Source organism: Nostoc sp. LEGE 12447 (assembly GCF_015206985.1).
Classification (GTDB): Bacteria; Cyanobacteriota; Cyanobacteriia; order Cyanobacteriales; family Nostocaceae; genus Nostoc.
In genome coordinates this window covers 106,724-126,914 of record NZ_JADEXT010000005.1, presented here as the reverse complement: position 1 = coordinate 126,914, position 20,191 = coordinate 106,724, and the positions used below count along the sequence as shown (strand labels likewise).

At 42.4% G+C, this 20,191-nt stretch carries 18 protein-coding genes and 1 CRISPR repeat array (1 of these 19 only partly in view); of the genes, 10 read left to right on the top strand and 8 right to left on the bottom strand.

The window, feature by feature from the left end; translation table 11 throughout:
• Positions 1–36 precede the first annotated feature (36 nt).
• Positions 37–810, bottom strand: coding sequence for a glucosamine-6-phosphate deaminase (locus tag IQ274_RS08870; RefSeq protein ID WP_194142017.1), 774 nt, complete (start codon positions 808–810; stop codon positions 37–39).
• Positions 811–1,005: 195 nt separating this feature from the next.
• Here IQ274_RS08870 and IQ274_RS08865 point away from each other — a divergent pair, with 195 nt between their 5' ends.
• Complete coding sequence (locus IQ274_RS08865) at positions 1,006–1,692, top strand: HAD family hydrolase (RefSeq protein ID WP_194142016.1); 687 nt, start codon at positions 1,006–1,008, stop codon at positions 1,690–1,692.
• 52 nt (positions 1,693–1,744) lie between these two features.
• Here IQ274_RS08865 and IQ274_RS08860 read toward each other — a convergent pair whose 3' ends face one another.
• On the bottom strand, positions 1,745–2,371 hold the full coding sequence (locus IQ274_RS08860; RefSeq protein WP_194142015.1) for a PadR family transcriptional regulator: 627 nt from the start codon (positions 2,369–2,371) through the stop codon (positions 1,745–1,747).
• A gap of 208 nt (positions 2,372–2,579) precedes the next feature.
• Positions 2,580–3,515, bottom strand: a complete 936-nt coding sequence (locus IQ274_RS08855) for an AraC family transcriptional regulator N-terminal domain-containing protein (RefSeq protein ID WP_163937712.1) — start codon at positions 3,513–3,515, stop codon at positions 2,580–2,582.
• Between the two features lie 162 nt (positions 3,516–3,677).
• Here IQ274_RS08855 and IQ274_RS08850 point away from each other — a divergent pair, with 162 nt between their 5' ends.
• Together IQ274_RS08850 and IQ274_RS08845 are read left to right on the top strand one after the other, a co-directional pair.
• A complete protein-coding gene (locus IQ274_RS08850) occupies positions 3,678–4,412 on the top strand; it encodes an SDR family oxidoreductase (protein WP_163937692.1) in 735 nt (244 codons plus the stop codon).
• Positions 4,413–4,788: 376 nt separating this feature from the next.
• Entirely contained in the window at positions 4,789–5,268 is a 480-nt protein-coding gene (locus tag IQ274_RS08845) for a helix-turn-helix domain-containing protein (protein WP_163937689.1), read from the top strand.
• A gap of 193 nt (positions 5,269–5,461) precedes the next feature.
• On the opposite strand, the gene gatA is transcribed toward IQ274_RS08845, so the two are convergent.
• Positions 5,462–6,922, bottom strand: coding sequence for an Asp-tRNA(Asn)/Glu-tRNA(Gln) amidotransferase subunit GatA (gene gatA / locus IQ274_RS08840; RefSeq protein ID WP_163937686.1), 1,461 nt, complete (start codon positions 6,920–6,922; stop codon positions 5,462–5,464).
• Between gatA and IQ274_RS08835 the strand changes: the two genes are divergently transcribed.
• From IQ274_RS08835 to IQ274_RS08820, 4 genes are all read left to right on the top strand, one after another.
• Positions 6,921–7,127: a hypothetical protein gene (locus IQ274_RS08835; RefSeq protein ID WP_194142014.1), complete on the top strand. Its 207-nt coding sequence runs from the start codon at positions 6,921–6,923 to the stop codon at positions 7,125–7,127. The genes gatA and IQ274_RS08835 overlap by 2 nt on opposite strands.
• A 163-nt stretch (positions 7,128–7,290) precedes the next feature.
• Entirely contained in the window at positions 7,291–7,431 is a 141-nt protein-coding gene (locus tag IQ274_RS08830; protein WP_041565237.1) for a hypothetical protein, read from the top strand.
• Between the two features lie 176 nt (positions 7,432–7,607).
• Positions 7,608–10,502: a glycerol-3-phosphate acyltransferase gene (locus IQ274_RS08825; RefSeq protein ID WP_194142013.1), complete on the top strand. Its 2,895-nt coding sequence runs from the start codon at positions 7,608–7,610 to the stop codon at positions 10,500–10,502.
• Positions 10,499–10,846 carry a cupin domain-containing protein gene (locus IQ274_RS08820; protein WP_194142012.1) on the top strand — a complete coding sequence of 116 codons (348 nt, stop codon included), beginning with the start codon at positions 10,499–10,501 and terminating at the stop codon, positions 10,844–10,846. Before IQ274_RS08825 ends, IQ274_RS08820 begins: the two co-directional genes overlap by 4 nt.
• Positions 10,847–10,944: 98 nt before the next feature.
• Here IQ274_RS08820 and IQ274_RS08815 read toward each other — a convergent pair whose 3' ends face one another.
• The 4 genes from IQ274_RS08815 to IQ274_RS08800 all read right to left on the bottom strand — a co-directional run bounded on the left by IQ274_RS08815 (position 10,945) and on the right by IQ274_RS08800 (position 15,590).
• Complete coding sequence (locus tag IQ274_RS08815; protein ID WP_012408048.1) at positions 10,945–11,301, bottom strand: hypothetical protein; 357 nt, start codon at positions 11,299–11,301, stop codon at positions 10,945–10,947.
• 629 nt (positions 11,302–11,930) lie between these two features.
• Positions 11,931–12,236, bottom strand: coding sequence for a hypothetical protein (locus IQ274_RS08810; RefSeq protein ID WP_163938308.1), 306 nt, complete (start codon positions 12,234–12,236; stop codon positions 11,931–11,933).
• A gap of 271 nt (positions 12,237–12,507) precedes the next feature.
• Positions 12,508–14,736: a CHASE2 domain-containing protein gene (locus IQ274_RS08805; RefSeq protein ID WP_194142011.1), complete on the bottom strand. Its 2,229-nt coding sequence runs from the start codon at positions 14,734–14,736 to the stop codon at positions 12,508–12,510.
• A gap of 5 nt (positions 14,737–14,741) precedes the next feature.
• Positions 14,742–15,590 carry a DUF928 domain-containing protein gene (locus tag IQ274_RS08800; protein ID WP_228058110.1) on the bottom strand — a complete coding sequence of 283 codons (849 nt, stop codon included), beginning with the start codon at positions 15,588–15,590 and terminating at the stop codon, positions 14,742–14,744.
• 237 nt (positions 15,591–15,827) lie between these two features.
• Between IQ274_RS08800 and aroA the strand changes: the two genes are divergently transcribed.
• From aroA to IQ274_RS08785, 3 genes are all read left to right on the top strand, one after another.
• Positions 15,828–17,108 (top strand): 3-phosphoshikimate 1-carboxyvinyltransferase, encoded by a 1,281-nt coding sequence (aroA, locus tag IQ274_RS08795; RefSeq protein WP_163929658.1) that lies wholly within the window; start codon positions 15,828–15,830, stop codon positions 17,106–17,108.
• Between the two features lie 482 nt (positions 17,109–17,590).
• A complete protein-coding gene (locus IQ274_RS08790; protein WP_194142010.1) occupies positions 17,591–18,142 on the top strand; it encodes a PEP-CTERM sorting domain-containing protein in 552 nt (183 codons plus the stop codon).
• A 226-nt stretch (positions 18,143–18,368) separates the two neighbouring features.
• Complete coding sequence (locus IQ274_RS08785; RefSeq protein WP_194142009.1) at positions 18,369–19,958, top strand: alkaline phosphatase D family protein; 1,590 nt, start codon at positions 18,369–18,371, stop codon at positions 19,956–19,958.
• Between the two features lie 164 nt (positions 19,959–20,122).
• A CRISPR array of direct repeats spans positions 20,123–20,191; the repeat unit is 37 nt; unit sequence GTTTCAATCCCTAATAGGGATTTTGATAAATTGCAAT (it continues 2,189 nt past the right edge of the window).

Sequence of the window (20,191 nt, the reverse complement as noted above, 5' to 3'; positions counted from 1 at the left end):
TTTTCTCAACAATATCCTGTGAGCATTGAGAGAAGTTTAAGAAAGTAAACTAGCTGAATTGACATCTAAAAATAACGTAGCTTGGGATTGTTGACGAAGAATAGAAGCCGGACAATCTGTAGTTATAGCTCCTTGCAACATTTCTTTTACCACATTGGCTTTACGTTTTTCTGGAGCCAGACAGATAATTTTTTTAGCTGAACAAATTGCTGAGATGGTGACAGTAAAAGCATATTGTGGGACAGTTTCTAGATTTGGAAATTGACCTGTACTAACTTGTTGCTGACGGTTCACTGTATCCAGTTTTACTAGTTTCACACTGTAAGGATCTTGAAAATTTGCTACTGCTGGATCGTTAAAAGCCAAATGTCCATTTTCGCCAACACCAAGACAGCATAGGTCTATTGGTTGTGCTTGCAATAGTTTGGTGTAGCGATCGCACTCGTTTACTGGTTGCAGTGTATCACCTTCTATATAGTGAAATACTTTAGGAACAACCCGGTTTTCTACACGTTCTCGCATATAGCGCCGGAAACTCGCAGAATGGTCAGCCGTAATTCCCAAATATTCATCTAGATGGAACAGAATAATCCGTGACCAATCTACACCACCCAATGCAATCAAAACATCGAGAAATTTGAGTTGGGAGTTACCTGTGGCTAACAATACAGCAGCTGTATCCTGTTGTTTAAGAACTTGCTGTAAATGCTTTTGGGCGATTTCGGCAACGTCTTCGGCCATTTCGACTTCAGAGTTATAAATCTGCACCAGTAAATCATCAACGCGAAAAAAGTTTGTAGCGGCTAGCATTTGCTTACACAGAAGGTTATCAATTATACGGCACTTTCTTGAGAAGCTCTACCTGTCTACCTTGACATGGCTTATCCAGTATAGATTTTAGGATTTAGCAGATTAATTTATCGCTTTTTGCGCTGTATAAGGGCAAAAAAACAATGTAAACTATTTAAATTAAGTTAACAATTATTTACATTTTACCAAAAAATCATGCTGGCTGCAATTCTCTTTGACCTCGACGGCACTATTGTCAATACTGACCCCATACACTACCGAGCTTGGCAGGAAATGCTGCTAAATTATGGCATAGAAATTGACGAAACATTTTATAAATCGCGAATTAGTGGGCGACTAAATCCAGAAATTGTTAAGGATATTTTGCCACAATTATCAACCATAGAAGGGCAGAAATTTGCAGACGAAAAAGAGGCGCTTTTCCGCAAACTCGCCCCGAATCTTAAACCATTGGATGGATTTTCTGAACTACTAGCATGGACAAAGACACATCAATTAAAGCGGGCATTAGTAACTAATGCACCTAGATTAAATGCAGAATTTATGCTAGAAGTATTGGGAATAAAAGAAGCTTTCCATACAGTTGTTGTAGCGGAGGATTGTGTAGCAGGTAAACCCGACCCTGCACCCTACCAAGTCGCCCTGAATAACTTGGCGATTTCAGCAGAGGAAGCGATCGCATTAGAAGACTCTCCCTCTGGTATTCGGGCAGCGGTGAGCGCAGATATCCGCACTATTGGCATCGCTTCTACCCACGATCCGCAAGTTTTACAAGAAGTCGGCGCATTTATGGCAATTCCAGATTTTACTGATTTGCAGTTGTGGACATTGCTTAACTCACTGATTGAGCCAGATTTAAGTGCGATCGCTTCTAACCTGTAAACGCAAAATCTGAGAATATTGAGGGTAGAGATGCAAATTTTTGTGTCTCTACTTATTTTTGAGCCAAAATCGCGTAAATTTCCCGTTTAACTTGCTCTAGAAGCTCACGCACCCGATTTATTCGCTCCACATTGCCACTACGAGCAACCTGCACCACAACAGCAGCTAATTCTGTTGCAGCATTCCGCAACTCAATAAACTCTTGGGGCTTACCTTTCACGAAACTTTTGACGGTATCCCAAGGAGTATCAGAAGTTTCTTGTTGGGCACGTTCTGCCAATAATTTTCTACCTTCATCGGTAATCGTGTAAATCCGCTTGCCACCTTCCTGGGCGCTCTTGAGATAACCCCCTTCCTCCAGCAATTGGAGTGTTGGATACACTGAGCCAGGACTGAGGCGACGGAAACCACCATAACGAGTTTCCATCTCTTTAATCAGGTCGTAACCATGACTAGGATGCTCGGATAACAATTCCAGCAGGATGAACTTGATGTCACCCCGACGAGTCCGATGTTCATCTCCCCAACCACGACCAAACATTTCATTACCAAAGTGTTTGTCATGATCTCTACCATGATGCCTACCATGCCCAAACCAAGACTTGACAAGCAAGAAATCGTCTTCGTTAACTCCTGCCCATGCAGGTGTACCAAAGCGTGAACGAAAGTGTCTAAACATAAATCAATCTCAAATCAACTTTCTCTAATATACGATATATAAAAACATATCGCGATATATCGGAATAGATTTTGATGAAGATTTATGAAGTAAGCAATTGTGCCAACGCAAAGCTGAAGAAGAATTCAGAATCAAGGCGCTCGTGACGCTCTTAGCGTTGCTATCAATACACCAAAACACTTGTAGAGACGGCGATTTATCGAGTCTCTTAGGCTGTGCGTAAACGTTCAATATCCCTGATCGGCGGCGCACCGAACATCCGGGAATATTCGCGGCTGAACTGTGAGGGGCTTTCATAACCCACCTGATAGGCAGCATTCGCCGCATCGGAGTTTTCGGCAAGCATCAGGCGACGTGCTTCCAACAGTCTTAATTGCTTTTGATATTGAAGCGGACTCATCGATGTCACTTTCTTGAAATGGTGATGGAAAGATGAAGGAGACATACTTGCTTGCCCAGCTAGCTCCTCAACCCGCATCGGCTTTGTAAAATCAGCCTTGATGAGTTTTATCACCTCGGCGATGCGCTGCATATTGCTGCCAGATGTCGCAATTTGGCGAACAGCTTCGCCCTGTTCACCCATTAAAAGGCGATAATAGATTTCGCGGATAATCATCGGTGCAAGAATTGGGATATCTTGTGGTGTATCCAAAAGCCGTGTCAGTCTCATAGCGCAATCGAGCAACGGTGCATCGACGTTGCTGACAAATAAGCCTCTGACAGAGTTCTTTTTCTCCTCAATCACACTGGTTTGAGCAGTAATAATATCGCAGAGTTGGCGTGGATCTAGATTCAGCTTGAATCCTAAATAGGGTTGCTCTGGGGTTGCCTCAACGATAAACGCGCTCAAGGGCAAATCAACCGAGACTACCAGATATTGAGCCGCGCCATAACGATAGGTTTCCTCACCCAGCAACGCTTCTTTTTTGCCCTGAACTAAGATGGCAAAGATAGGTTCGCAGACACCCTGTAGTGAGGTGGAAGCAGAAGATTCTCGCTGAAATTCCAGCTGCTCAATAGCTGTTTTATGAAAACCGTCCCCTTTGCCATCGGTGTGACGAGTGACTAGTGCTGCCAATTCTTGACATTGATGAGCGATCGCACTTTGGTTTATGACTTGGTTGATGATTTTGCTCGTCACTATATTCTTCGATTAATTTAATCATCCTCTTGTAGGCATTTTAGAACATCGATTTGGAGAATTAGGCAATAAAGCGCGAGGTCTGTGTATTTCAAACCTTTGCACTTACTCATACGATGAACACATCCAAAATTTAAATAAACCTCAACAGAGGGAAAAATAACCATGTTAAACGTAGAAAATAAAGTCATTGCGATCACTGGAGCCAGTAGCGGTATTGGTGAAGCCACCGCTAAGTTACTCGCTAAAAATGGTGCAAAAGTTGTTTTAGGGGCACGGCGCACCCAAAAGCTAGAAAAGATTATCGAGGAGATCCGTAACCAGGGTTATATAGCGGAATTCAAAGCGGTGGATGTTGCGAATCGTGAGGATATGAAAGCGTTCATTCACTTCGCCAAAGATAAGTTTGGTCGTGTCGATGTCATCTTCAACAATGCAGGCGTGATGCCCCTGTCGCCAATGAATGCCTTGAAAGTCGAGGAATGGGACAACATGATTAATGTGAATATCCACGGCGTATTGAATGGTATTGCTGCTGGTTTACCAATCATGGAAGCGCAAGGCGGTGGACAGTTTATCAATACCGCCTCCATCGCCGCGCACATGGTGGGGCCTACCAGCGCGGTTTATTCCGCGACAAAATTTGCTGTTTGGGCCATATCCGATGGATTACGACAAGAATCGAGAAATATTCGCGTCACAATAATATCCCCTGGCGTGGTTGAAACTGAACTCGGCTCTGATATCACAGACGAATCAGCAACAGGCTTCTTGAAAGAACTCCGCAAAACTGCGCTCACTCCTGATGCGATCGCTAGAGCCGTATTATATGCCGTATCCCAACCGGATGATGTTGATATCAATGAAGTGATTGTCCGCCCAACGGCAAGCTCATTCTAACTCTGGGAACGTATGTGAAGAGGAATTGGGCATTGAAAATAGGCAGAGGGGCAGGGGGAAGGGTGCAGAGGAGAGGAATTTTCTCCCTGCTCCTTCTCTTGGAGCGATCGCGGCAATTATCCCAGCCCAGAGTAGCAATTATAAAATACTTGTATTATAAATTGCAGCTTCTTAACTTTTATGTCCTGTTTTATTTAATGCAAAGTATAAATTATAACAAATAACACACTATTATCGGCAGCCATAGCATTTTTAAGTCTAGATTTCAACTCTTCTTAAAAAATTCACGAAAATCAAATATCTAGTAAAAATACGTATGCCATTTTAAGTCTTCTCACTATATGAATAGTAGAATTAGCCCATAGAGGAGAAGACAGTGACACTCTTAAACCAAGCTCAAGTAGAGCAGCTAAAGGAAATAACCACACATTTACGACAAGTAAGGCAAGAAAAAGCCATACGCATAGAAGAAATTGCCGCTCAAACACTTATTAGAGCAGGTGTTTTGCACGCTTTAGAAGAAGAACGATTTGAAGAATTACCTGAGCCTATTTTTCTTCAAGGCTTCATCCGTCGCTATGGAGATGCTTTAGGACTGGATGGAAATGCTTTATCACATACTCTTATAAGCAATCCAGTAGTCCGCCAAGACCCCAAGAACGATCATAAAAATTCTGACAACAAACCAAATACATACATACCTCTTGTCGTTACCTACATTCTGTTATTAGTAGCTGCATCTGCTGGTCTTTTACATATACTTAATCCACCACAAATCACATCTGAATCTCTGACTCCAGAAGTAAATAATCAACAGTCAATAGTCAGCAAAACTAACAAATTGACAGAAAAGTAAGTACATTGGCGCAATTAAAGCTAGCTGGCAAGGCTGTCATTTGTCCTTTGTCATTGGTCATTAGTAAAGACTTTAAGCCTATTTACATTTCGTAACATAATTGGTTTATTTCTGCTAACTTACTTAGAGGAAGTGGCGAGTGAAGGATGAGAATTAATCACCAATGACAAATGACCAATGACAAATGACAAATTCAAGATATTTGTGGTTTACGCAGATGCCAAGTAGTAGCTTGTTCATAAGCGTAAGCTACCTGAAACAATTGGTCTTCTCGCAGTACATTGCCAATTAGCTGCAATCCTATTGGTAAACCCTGGTCATCAAAACCGCATGGCAAACTTAAACTAGGTAAACCAGCAAGATTCACAGGAATAGTCATCAAGTCAGTTAAATACATACTCAAGGGATCAGTAGTTTTTTCCCCTGCTTTAAATGCTGTAGTGGGAGATGTGGGACAAACTAACACATCAACCAAGCGAAAAGCCTTTTCAAAGTCTTCTTTAATTAGGGTGCGGACTTTTTGCGCTTTCAGGTAATAAGCATCGTAATAGCCAGCAGAAAGGGCATAAGTGCCGATCATAATCCGGCGTTTGACTTCTGTACCAAAACCAGTGGCACGGGTACGAGTATACATCGATAGTAGATTATCGGCATCAGGAGCGCGGTAGCCATATTTAACGCCATCGTAACGAGCCAAGTTTGCTGACGCTTCGGACGGGGCGATGATGTAGTAGGTGGGTAAGCCATAGCGAAAGCGGGGACAGGAAATTATATGAATCTCTGCTCCCAAACTTTGTAATACATCTACTGCTTTGGTAACAGCTTGTTCCACTACAGAATCTAAACCTTCACCAAAAGTTTCTTTAACGATCCCAATTCTTAGCTGACCTCTGGGTTTGAAGTCTGGTTTGAAGCTGGCGGCGTAGTTGGGAATGGCAACTTTGAGGCTGGTAGAGTCTTTGGGATCGTGACCTGCGATCGCACTTAATAATATTGCCGCATCTTCTACTGTGTTTGCAAATGGCCCAATTTGATCCAAAGACGAAGCGTAAGCCACTAAACCATAACGAGAAACCAAACCATAAGTTGGTTTCATCCCCACCACACCGCAGAAAGATGCAGGTTGACGAATTGAACCACCAGTATCAGAACCAAGAGCAACTACACACTCTTGGGATGACACCGCCGCCGCCGAACCCCCCGAAGAACCACCTGGAACTCGTGACAAATCCCAAGGATTAGCCGTGACTTGGTAGGCAGAGTTTTCTGTGGAACTACCCATTGCAAACTCATCTAAGTTGGTTTTGCCTACCATTACCGCACCAGCATCTGCCAGTTTTTGCGTCACGGTTGATTCATAAGGTGGCACAAAATTCTCTAGAATTCGGGAGGCGCAAGTGGTAGGAATTCCCTTAGTACATAAATTGTCCTTAATCCCAACAGGAATGCCTGCTAGTAGCCCGATTTCTTCCCCGGCAGCAATTTTGGCATCCACAGCACCTGCCTGCTCTAATGCCCGTTCTGCGGTAACACATAAAAAGCTATGTAATTTCGGCTCTAACGCTTCAATGCGCTCTAAAGCTTCTTGGGTAATTTCAACGGCAGAACGTTCTTTTTTAACTAGTTGTTGGTGCAACTCGCGGATGGATGCCATGATTGCTCTCTTTGTGACTCAAGTCATTGATTTTAGTACATATTGGCCGATATGGGTATTGGGAATGGGGAATGGGGAATGGGGAATGGGGAATGGGGAATGGGGAATGGGGAATGGGGAATGGGGAATGGGAAATGGGGCATTGGTTATTCATTCTTCTCCCTCATTTCCCTCTGCTCCCCTATTCGCTACTCTCCACCGTTAATAAATAAGACTGATACCTCTAAAGAAATAAGTAATTGTGGGGTTGGAAAAATTGCGAGGCTTAAACAAAATAAAATTAGGAATTTAACATCATCCGTAAATAGAGGGACTACAATCAAAACGGACAAATGTTTCATGCTCCAATAAGAGAGGATTACAAAGCTATGTCCGACTTAAATCGAGGAATTATGAAGTTTGAGGGTGCAGATTCCCCAAAAGTAGTCACTATCTCTACCGTGTTGCTTCTGGGATCGATCGCTGCTCTCATCATCTGGGCGCTGCAAGCTGCCTATGCGCTAAACTAAAACCATTAGTAGTCTAGAAGGGCACTTGTCTTAAACGGTTTCCGTCGTAGCCAAGTGTCCATTCCATGACTAATAAATAAAAGCGCCCTAATTACCATCAAAAATTTCAGAAAAACTTTAGATTTTAGATTTGAGGTTTTAGATGGAAAATTTAAATCTAAAATCCAAAATCCAGAATGTTTGAACCTTGGGGTGTTTTAGTTATTTTAATTATCTGCCCCCTCTTGGGCGGATTACCCCTGATTACATGGATAGCTTACGCGCTTACGGGTAAGCAATTATCACAAGTTGGTACACGAAACATTAGTGTATCAGCTGCCTTTTATCACGGTGGTAAGTTTGTCGGAATTCTGGCAGTCTTGTCAGAAGCTTTTAAAGGAATTGCGGCAGTTTTCTTCACCCGTCTTTTCTTCCCAGAGGGATCTTTTTGGGAATTGATTGCCCTGATCGCTCTGGTAATTGGTAGATATTGGATAGGCAGAGGAGCAGGTACAACAAATGTCGTCTGGGGATTTGTCGTACACGATCCCCTGGTGGCAATGTTTGTCTCTTTCTTTGCAGGTATTAGCTTTACAATTCTGCCATCAAAACAGGCAGTCAAATATGGGGTTTTGCTTCTCTTTCCACTGTTTGTAGCAATTTTGCATCTCAGCGATATTCCCAGAATGCTTGCTGCTGTGGCTTTAGCTGGTTTAATGGCCTGGATTTATGCAAAAATTCCAGATGATATGAACCTACCAGTTCAAGAGGCACAAACAGAATCGCAAGCGATGTTGGAATTTTTACGGGGCAATCGCGCGATGGTTTCTTTAGATGAAGAGTTGGATGCTGCTATTGTCGGAGAAAAGGCGGCTACATTATCCCAAATTAAGCGCTGGGGCTATCCAGTGCCGAAGGGATGGGTACTAGCGCCAATAGACGATCCGAAAGTGTTGACAGAATTTCTCCAGCCATCAGAATTATCCCCCTTGGTGGTGCGTTCCTCCGCTATTGGCGAAGACTCAGAAAATTCTTCCGCAGCTGGACAATATGAAACAGTTTTAAATGTTACTAGCCCAGAGGCATTACAGCAAGCGATCGCTCAAGTTCAAGCTTCTTACAATCATCCATCTGCTGTACAGTATCGGCGCGATCGCGGCTCAAGTGATACAGCAATGGCTGTGTTGATTCAACAACAAGTCCAAAGTGTATATTCTGGCGTTGCTTTCAGCCGCGATCCCATTACTCAGCAAGGTGATGCAATCATCATTGAAGCCCTGCCAGGCAGCCCAACGCAAATCGTTTCGGGAAAAGTCACACCAGAACAATATCGCGCTTTTGTCGTTGAAACAGAAAAATCTTCCTCTGTGCAATTAGAGGGTGAAGGACGAGTTCCCCAAGCATTAATTAAGCAAGTCGCATATTTAGCTTACCGACTCGAAAAACGTTATCATGGCACTCCTCAAGATATTGAATGGAGTTACGACGGTCAAACGCTGTGGGTGTTGCAATCTCGACCAATCACCACTTTACTACCAATTTGGACACGCAAAATCGCTGCTGAAGTGATCCCTGGAGTAATTCACCCCTTAACATGGTCAATTAATCGTCCCTTAACTTGTGGAGTTTGGGGAGAATTTTTTACTCTAGTTTTGGGCGATCGCGCTTTGGGGTTAGATTTTAATGAAACAGCAACTCTGCATTACTCCAGAGCCTATTTTAACGCATCCCTCTTAGGAAATATCTTTCTGCGGATGGGATTGCCGCCGGAAAGTCTGGAATTTTTAACCAGAGGAGCTAAATTAAGTAAACCTTCCTTGCAGTCAACCTGGGAGAATTTGCCAGGACTAGGGAGGTTGCTGAAGCGGGAATTAAATTTAGAAAAAGACTTCAAACAGGATTATCACCAACGGTTTATTCCTGGGTTGTCGCAGTTGGCGCAGGAAAATGTAGATAATTTGGAACCAGCCAAGTTGCTAATCAGAATTGACTTTATTTTAGAGTTGCTGCGCCACGGGACATATTACAGCATTTTAGCCCCCTTAAGTGCCGCCCTCCGACAGGCGATTTTTCGGGTGAAGGATGGCCAAATTGATAATAGCGTGACTCCAGAGGTGGCGGCATTGCGCTCGCTCAGTGCAATAGCCACAGATGCCAAGCAAGTATTGCTTGAGTTTGAACCACAGCAGGTATTTGAGCAGTTAAAGCAAACCCCAGAGGGAGAAAAAATCCTGCGAGAATTTGACGAATTACTTCAGGATTACGGCTATTTAAGTGAAGTGGGAACTGATATCTCCGTTCCCACTTGGCGGGAGAATCCCCAGATGATTAAGCAGATGTTTGTGCAGTTAATGCAGGGGAACGAACCACAAGCAGGCGCTAAAGACGCGATTAATAGCATCTTTGCTGGTAAACGCAAACGTTCTTTTGTCCAACGGCGTGTAGATATTAAAGGGCGAGTTACCGAAGTTTATTCACGGTTGTTAGCTGAATTGCGTTGGAGTTTTGTCGCTTTAGAGAAGATTTGGTTAAAATCCGGCTTACTCCAGAAAACAGGAGATATCTTTTTTCTCAACTTTGATGAAGTGCGGCGTTTAGTCGAGGGTGACGATTCTAGGCTGATTGAAGAGTTAGATAAGTTAGTGGAATCGAGGCGATCGCAATTTGTTCAAGATAGCGAGTTTATTCAAATTCCACTTTTAGTTTACGGCAATACACCTCCCCACCCCTTAGCTCCTTCTGCGCTCTACTCTGACCAAATTTTACAAGGGATTGGAGCCAGTCACGGGCAAGCTGAAGGCAGGGTAAAGGTGTTGCGAAATTTACAAGACGTGCCGGAGATTGATCGAGATACGATTCTGGTAGTACCTTACACAGATTCCGGCTGGGCTCCTTTATTATTAAGGGCTGGAGGATTAATTGCCGAAGTTGGTGGACGGCTTTCTCACGGTGCGATCGTGGCTCGTGAATACGGTATTCCTGCTGTCATGGATGTTCGGGGTGCTACATGGCTTTTGCAAGATGGTCAACGGGTAAGGATTGATGGGTCTAGGGGTATTGTGGAATTATCTAACGATTTAAGACCTGAATGATTACCAATTCTCTGAAAGACTTGCCAGAAGAGTCTGTCTCTCACAATCCCGAAATCAAGAAAAAGGTGATGTTACGCTTCGGCGATTTACCTAACCTAACTAACTTTTCTCAAGCGCGTTTTGCTCCTGGACAAACCGCACCAGCACACGCGCATCAAGATATGTGCGAAGTATTCTTTGTGGAAGCTGGTTCAGGAGTAATTCATATTGATGGTACAGAATACCCCCTGCTTCCAGGGAATTGCGTAGCGATAGAAGTGGGAGAAGTACATGAAGTTGTCAATAGTGGCTCAACTGAGCTTGTTTTGACCTACTTTGGTTTGCGTGTGGAAAAATCAGCGTAATTATTGGAATATCAAAAGCTTTAGTGAGGGTTCAACAATGTTGCGCCCTCACTAAAGCTTGTGGATGTTGCTTAAAACAAAGATAAATTTGTAGAATCCTAATATACCAAAGGTGTAGCGCCGCGCATCTGACGTAAAGAATTTATACAAGCAGGACAATCGCAGCCAAATAAGTTGATTGCCACATTGCTTTCTTCGTCATTGAACTCCAGCATGGGAGCATCTTCTTGAGAAAACTCTATTTCACGCTGATAGTTAGGAATTTGAGCCAATACAGAAGCCCTTGCACATACTAAACCCACTTTATGTTTATTACGGATACAAGATAGACGGTCTGTGCTTTGGGTTGCTGGTTCTGGCTCTATAGCTTGTGCTTGATTCAGCATTACTCCCATAGAGAGAATGGAGCTAATCAGCACAGGAGAAGAAAGCAAACTCAGTAGGAATTTGTTCATTGATTTTCTTAGAAAACAATTGCGATCGCTCAGGTTATCCGATTAAATCTTACAGTGCAAGTAAAGTCTATCAGGAATATCACTAAGATATCAGCACTGGGGAAGTTCATCTGGATATCATCTGGGGTGAATTCGTTGCCAGTGAACCATGTGCTTTTTCCGATGTCCGTCTTCTGTTAATTAACGAAAAACTTTAGAGGATGTTTGAAAAGTTCTTAGTGATGTATCAAATCCTTTTAGATCCCCCTAAATCCCCCTTATAAAGGGGGACTTTGATTCCATTTCCCCTCTTTTTAAGGGGGTTAGGGGGGATCAATAAGTGCCTAAAATCACAGCCAACTACTTTTCAAACAACCTCTTATATCTATATATTGAAAAGGCTTTTCTTAACTACAGCAATTCTAGTACATTTAACAAGTTTCTCAGGTAGGGGCAATTCATGAATTGCCCCTACCTGAAAACCCGAAAATTTCCCCTTCAAAACTTTTTAGTTTGAAGGAGAAATACCAGTTTAAATGCCTTAATCTATAGGGGCTTATCTCAATACTTTTGGGATAAACCCAACAATTAAAGGGTAAAGGTAAATTCAAACCCTTTCCCCTTAACCGAAAAGTATTGAGGCTTATCTGCTAGCTAAAAAAATCTTTGTGAGCAGCAACAAGCATTTGAGCCTGTCTTAAAACGTTTCCAAATAAATAAATAGGAATCTGCCAAGCTGCAACAGTCACTTCTTTAACTATATCTTGTACACTAATTGCTATTAATTCATGCTCTGGCGGCTCTCCTTCAACTGCTCCAGACCAAGTAAAAGCTAATAAAAAATCATCGTCTCCAGGCAAGGATGCAATTAAGCATTCTTCTGGTGTTGGCTGGCAAATAATCCCATATTCGTTTGCAAGTTCTACAAGTCTTTGAAAGTTGTTTACGTTCGTCATTTGTCCTTTGGATGTAATTGAATTTCAGTTTTAGAAAAAATCATATTTTTATCTCCATAACTCAACTTGGTTGCTCTATAGCATAAATTAAAAATTACGAATTATTAAGGAGTTATTGGAGTTGGATCGGGCTTAAGTCCAAAATCTTACCGCGATCGCTTGGTTGCATCAGCAACAATTGCTACTGTTTTAAAAAAATCTGAACTACCTACTTTTTCAGTTAACCTGATTTATATACACCTCCCTTCGTTACCATTTAAATATTGATGCCCTAACATGACTCAGGCTGACGGAGTGCATTGAGCATTGCCATCGCTTTTGGTGGAACGGCTGTAAACCGAAGCAGAAAAAGATGCTTGTCAACATTAGACTGTTGGATTACCTTGGCATAGATATGTTCTTCTTCTGTAGCCATTTCTGCTTCAATCAATAGCTTGAGTTTGAGATTACTCAATATTTCTAAAGAATCTAACGATCGCAATTGCGCCTTTTTTTCTGAGAGGCTAATTAATGCTCCCAAAAATACTGTTCCCACTGCATGTTTTCCCTGCAAAATGGTGTATTCTACAGGCACTTCTTGATTGAGAATGATTATTTTATCATCATCATCAGGCAAGAATAAATTATATTTACCGCCAATGCCACGAATTTCACAAATTGTCACAGGGTGTTTTATTCCCTTGGGTTCTATTTTTAGTTGCCCAGCAATTTGGAGGTCAATATTGGCATCTTTACAGGTATTTTCAGAAATTAAAATCTGTCCTCCCACTGTATAAGATTCAATTCGAGCAGCCAAATTAACATGACTGCCAATAACTGTATATTGAGCGCGTTTTTGAGAACCTACATTTCCTGCAACGGCTTCCCCTGTATTCATCCCAATTCCCATTTCGAGAATGGGAAAATTCATTTGCCGATTTTGTTCGTTTACTTGCTGCATTGCCAATTGCATAGCAATAGCACAAGCGATCGCTCTTTGAGAATCATCTATGCGGCTAATTGGCGCACCGAATATCACAAAAATGCCATCACCCATAAACTCATTAATCGTGCCTTTATACTGATTAATCACATCTGTCATTGTTCCCAAATAAAGATTCAAAATCTTTACTACTTCTTCAGGCGGTAATTGTTCGGAAATAGCCGAAAATCCTCTTAAATCAGACACAAGAACCGTAACTTTTCTCCGTTCTCCCCCTAGCTTTAACCCAGAAGGAGTTTCTAGGATATTGGAGACGATTTCATCAGTTAGATAGCGACCGAGGGTTTTTCGCATCTCGGTAGCGCTTTGAGCAATATACTGAGTAAGTGCGATCGCAGAACCAGCGAATGCCAGCATTGAAGGGATAACGGGAATCCACCAACCAGCCAAAAACGCTAGAAAACTACCACCAATTAAACCGCCACCTGCTAGCAAAACACTAACAGCCATAAGGGTTTTCTGGTTGCTACTGTGGCGTTGTAGCCAACACAAGCTAGCACCAATAATTGACCAAATTAAAATTGATAGCCATTCTAGCGGCTCAGGTAAACACTTAATCAACGGACGACCATCCATTGCCGCACTTAAAATTTGACTAATCAAATTAGCATGAATTGTTATACCCGCCATTCGTTCTGGATCAGTCAAGACATTACTGCTGTAAGGCGTATAGAATAGATCCTTCAAACTCTCAGCAGTAGCACCAATTAACACCACCTTGTCCCGCATTAAGTCTGGTGGAATGGGCTTATCTTGTACTTCGCCCAGAGAAACTTTAGTAAACTGCTGTATCCGTCCTCGATAGTTCAGCAGCACTTGGTAACTTCCCGCATCTGCTCGGACATAACCCCCATCATTAGCTTCAAAAATCGGGAAAACGCCACGATTTAACTGCAAATAATTAGAGTTAGTTGCTGATGGCTTGGCGGTAATGCCTTCAGGTTTCAAGTACAACAATGCCAGCTTTAACCCAAAGCTTTCCAGAATCTGATCATTATTTAAATTTACGTATAATAGCGATCGCCGAATTTTGCCATCCCCATCTATGGGTAAATCATTTGACCCAATTTGATCGAGTCGCTTTAGTTCTGGAGACGAATCAACTGCCGAACTATCAACAGTATCAGAGACTTTTTGGACTCCAATCAAATTTGGAGTAGATCTAAACACCTTAAGTAAAGCTTCATGACCAGGATTGACGGGTAAATCACGATAAATATCTAAACCAATCGCTCTCGGTTGTTGCTGTTTGATTTTCTCTAACAAACTGGCAAGTTTTCCATCAGACATAGGCCACTGGCCCTGCTTACGGATATCTGCCTCATTAATTTCAACTATGACGATGCGGGTATCAGGCGATTCTTGTGGACGGAGGAGAAAAAATTGATCTAGTGCTGCCAACTCCAACAATTGCAGTAATCCAGTCAACCGTAGTGCAATCACCAAGGCTGTAATATTAGGGACAGCAAGTAAAACACCACGCCATTGCCAGATTTGCGATTTCAGCTTTGCCCACATAAGATTTAGTGCTGAGTGCTGAGTGCTGAGTTAGGAGTAGAGACTTGATTAATCGCGTCTGTAGAAGAGTTGGGAGTTGGGAATTCTGCTTTAGCCCCATGCCCTTCTTTCTTAGATGTGCAACAATCGAGCAATGGTTCTGAAGCGATCGCACTCAAACCTACAGACTTGAAAAATTGTCTCCAATCCAGCCTCGCTTTAAAATTATTCGGCTCAGTCCGGCGTAGCTGCACCAAACTAGTCAGCGCTTCATGCCAAATCCCAGCTTCTGCATAGATGGTGGGTAACTTGTACACATTTGTCTTTGCTAACGCCTCCGACAACGATGAGCCTGGTTGAGTGCGTTCCACCCAACCTTCTACAGTCGGATTGTCGCTGGAGTCTTGAGTATTACAAACAATTGTTAGATACCAATGATAAGTTTTACCTACAGCAAGTCCGGGGGAACTCTCAGGAAGTTTGAAGCTAATAATTCCAGGTTTAGCAGGAAGCTTAAAAGACGTTTCATAAAATACATTTTGGTCTTCAGCTAGCAGCACAAACTTAGCTGTTTTAACTTGAAATGGAGGTACATACCAGAAAAATGTTGGATGTTGAGCAAATGTCAGCCCTAATTTATCTGGAGGCATTAAGGGAGTTATTAATTTTTTCCCTATTAGGCAAGAGCCGCCACGGGTAGAACCACCAGCACTTGCAGGAGGTTTGCCTCGCTGTGGTGGCTTAAATGCCTGACTAATTTGCCAAGTTTTGTTGGGATGGTACGACTGAGCGTGTACCTGTGCTGTCAAAGCAGAAAGTAAACCCAATGGTAAGGAAAAGGTTAGAAAATATAGGAATGGTTTAATCCGTTTCATATTGATAATGCCTAAGTTCTAATATTCAAGTGAATAAATTAAGTATTCCCAAAAGCAAGATCAAATTTTTCACTCCACTACAAACTATTGGGCATTGGACATAGGGCATTGGGCATTGGTTATTCTTCCTCATCTCCCCCTGCCCCCTGCTCCCCTACCTCTTCCCGCCCCTCCCCCTTTTGGTCACAATATGGGAATATATAAAGTTGTAGCTAACCGCCTACGTAGAGGTTTAACGTGGATACCATTGCAATTCCTGCTCTAAATCGGCCAGTGGATGCCACGGTAGAAATTCCCGGTTCTAAAAGTCTTACCAATCGGGCGTTGCTCGTGGCTGCTTTAGCACAAGGTGACTCCATTTTAGAAAATGCCTTATTTAGTGAAGACAGCGAGTATTTTGCCAAATGTTTAGAGGAATTGAGTATTCCCATAACTCTGAATCCTAATCTGGCTCAGATTCAGGTTGCAGGAAAAGGAGGTGATATCCCAGCTAAACAGGCAGATTTATTTGTGGGTTTATCAGGTACTACAGCACGGTTTATCTCGGCGCTGGTGGCACTGGGTAACGGTGAATATCGTCTAGATGGCGTTCCCCGAATGCGAGAACGACCGATGGGTGATATGCTGACGGTGCTGCAAACGGGTGGAGCAACCGTTAACTTTGAGGGAAACTCTGGGTTTATGCCCTACACCCTCTATAGCCAGGGATTCGCTGGCGGAAATTTTCGTTTAAAAGCTAACCAAACAAGTCAGCAACTTTCGGCATTGCTAATGATTGCGCCTTATGCTCAACAAGATACGGTTTTTGAGGTTGAGGGTACACTCGTTTCTCAGTCTTACATCAAAATGACCTGTCGTCTGATGGCAGATTTTGGCGTGGAGGTGAATCAAATCGGCGATAATCAATTTCAGATCAAAGCAGGTCAACGTTACCAAGCTCGACATTACACAGTAGAACCAGATGCGTCAAATGCTTCTTACTTTTTTGCCGCCGCCGCCGTCACAGGGGGACGGGTGCGCGTCAAACATTTGACCAAACAATCGTGTCAGGGTGATATTCTCTGGCTAGATGTTTTAGAACAGATGGGTTGCGAAGTTAAAGCTTCGGATGATTACACCGAAGTGACAGGGCCGAAGCAATTGCAAGGCATAGATATTGATATGAATGATATCTCGGATTTAGTGCAAACATTAGGTGCGATCGCGCCTTTTGCCAGTTCACCGATTACCATTCGTAACGTGGAACATATTCGATATAAGGAAACTGACCGAATTAAAGCTGTTGTCACAGAGTTGCGTCGGCTAGGGGTTCAGGTTGAAGAATTTCCAGATAGACTAAAAATTGAGCCTGGCCCCATTACCCCTGCGGAGATTGAAACCTATCACGATCATCGAATGGCGATGGCTTTTGCTGTCACTGGTTTGAAGGTTCCAGGAATTGTAATTAAAGATCCTGGCTGTACAGCAAAAACCTTTCCAGATTACTTTACTCGATTCTTCAAAATGTTAGAAGAATAATTGAGTAGTATTCTATAGCGACTGTCTTCATTTCGTGTTTGATTTTAGTTGTGGGTTATGACTCATAATAAGTAGTCTGTAGTGGGGACTGATGTCCCCAAAGCTAGGATTTTAGTCCTGAATACGAACGAAGATATTTATTTGAAAAGGTTTTTGCTGAATTCAATAATCTTTATAGGACTTAGGGACTTCCAAGAAATAAATTATCCAAAACGAACCACAGAGACGCAGAGAACACAGAGGAAGAAGAAATAGAGAGTATTTTTGCGTCAGTTTTGGGATATTTTTTTATAGCCCTATATATTGCAAACTTAAATTCTATCTTATTTTACCTCTAATTAAAGTCTGCTTAAACTTGCAATTTTAATATAAGGTGCATCCAATTATTTGGAGACTTATTTCTCTTTATTAAAAAGGGAAGAATCATTGATTTCTATCACTATTCTAATCAGTGATATCAGTTTATTGTGAGGAAAATGGAGATGAAAATAGTTCCAAAATTAGCCATTGCTGCTGCTAGCCTAACTTTAGGTTTTGCTGTTGTAGATGTAAAATCTGTATCTGCTGCAATTATTAATTACGCTTTCACAGTTGATAGTCCTGTAACTAAGGGAAATGGCTTTTTTAGCTTTGATGACTCGAATTTGAGTAATGACTATACTCCCGAAGCTACAATTCAGTCACTCTCTTTTCAGTTTGACGGTGATTCTACCGTCTACACAGAACAAGATGACAACAACTATCCAGACTTCCCTGTTGTATTTCAAACCACATCTTTAACAGGACAAACATCTTTTGCATTAGATTATCTGTTCAACGATAAATCTAATCCTGCCAGTTCTATCAGTTACGAAATCATCGGTGAGGATTTTACAATTTTCTCTAGAACTTCTCCAGATGCTGAACCCATATCAGGTAAAGTTTCCTATACACAAGTACCTGAACCTACACCTTTAGTTGGCGCTCTCTTTGCTTGTAGCTTTGGCTTGATGATGAAGAGAAAAGTAACATTGATGAAAAAGGTTAAAATCTAACTTTCATTAAGTTGATATTAATACTTTCTTTGCCAAAAATTAATCTCTTATTAGTAGGCTTTTCTGTAGCGACATAACATCTAACACATTGATAATAATGGGAAAAATGGGAATTAAAACCTGATTTTGGTAAGGGAATTAATTACTAAGTTTGCCTACGATTACCCTGCCTTCTTTGTGTTAGCTGTTGCTGTGCTTTAACTTACCTGTTACTCAGGAGTAGAGAATGGTAGATTACCGGAATTTTGAGCAGTTCTTGCATAGTCGAATGAAACGACGCAACTTAATTATCGGGGCAGGAGCATTGTCTGGTTTAGCGATCGCTAATCAATTTTCTCATCAAACAGCGATCGCTACAGGTAGATTTTCTAATTATCCTTTTACCTTGGGTGTAGCGTCGGGTGAACCCTATCCTACCAGCGTAGTGATTTGGACTCGTCTGGCTCCTGAACCCTTAGAGGGAGGTGGAATGCCACCTGTGAATGTGCCAATTCGCTGGGAAGTAGCAACTGATCCTGATATGAGGCGCATTGTCTCTAGAGGTACGGTACTTGCAACCCCACAACTAGCTCACTCAGTGCGAGTTGTGGTAGAAGGACTGCAATCTGATACTTGGTACTGGTATCGGTTCCTTGTCGGTCAAGACTCTAGCCCTATTGGTCGCACTCGTACAGCGCCTTTAGCAAATAGCTATTTGAGTAAATTTAACTTTGGTCTAGTCTCCTGCCAAAACTATCAGCAAGGATTCTATACCGCCTACAAATATCTAGCACAGGACGACCTCGATTTAGTAGTGCATGTTGGTGATTACATCTATGAAGGGGGAATCTCAACCACTACTCCCAGAAAGCACAATAGTTCAGAAATTCTCACCTTAGAAGATTATCGCAACCGTCACGCCCTTTATAAAACTGATACCAATCTCCAAGCAGCCCATGCAGCATTTCCTTGGATTGTTACCTGGGATGACCACGAAGTAGAAAACAACTACGCCAACAATATTTCAGAAATTGATACTGAACCAGATCAGGATCGGGCTATTTTCCTTCAACGGCGGGCTATTGCTTATCAGGCTTACTACGAACACATGCCACTGCGCCCCTTTTCGCGTCCCGTTGGCCCCGATATGCAACTTTACCGTCGGCTTTCCTTTGGTAATTTAGCAACCTTCCATGTCTTAGATACCCGCCAATATCGCACCGATCAGCCCTGTGGTGATGGCACTAAAGAACGTTGCCCAGAGAATTTAGATCCCAATGCAACCATTACCGGTAAGGCACAGGAGACTTGGTTATTCGATGGTTTAAATAGCTCACAGTCAAAGTGGAATGTTTTGGCACAGCAGGTTCCGATTGCTCAACGAGACATGAAACCAGGAGAAGGCGGAACTTACAGCATGGATAAATGGGATGGTTATGTGGCTTCGCGCGATCGCCTCATGGCTTTCCTCGGACAGCGCCAGCCCTCTAATCCAGTATCCTTGGCAGGTGATGTACATTCCCACTGGGCGATGAATCTCAAAGCTAACTTTGATAATCCACAATCCGCCACAGTTGGCAGTGAATTCGTCTGTTCTTCAATTAGCTCCGGTGGAGATGGATCAGACACCAGCCCCGCAGTTGAAGCTTACTTACCAGATAACCCACACATTAAGTTTTTTAATAATCAACGGGGTTATGTTCGCTGTTCTCTGACTCCCACAAACTGGCAGACAGACTATTTGGTGATGTCAAATGTCACAACCCCATTTGGCACGATTAGTAAGCGGGCTTCATTTGTGGTTGAAGATGGTCGTCCAGAAATACAACAAGTTTAATGGTTTAATTCCCAGGTATTGACACCAGATAATCACAGATGGATACAGATAAATTATCAGTATTCATCCGTGTTTTTATTTTTAGAAAATTGACTTTTGCAAGTCGATGCTTTCTAGTGCCCACTCAATCCACCAAAGAATTTATCAGTTGGACTCGTAACCGCGTTTCAATCCCTAATAGGGATTTTGATAAATTGCAATCCGAGTGTTGACTACTCCGGGTGAGGTGGTTA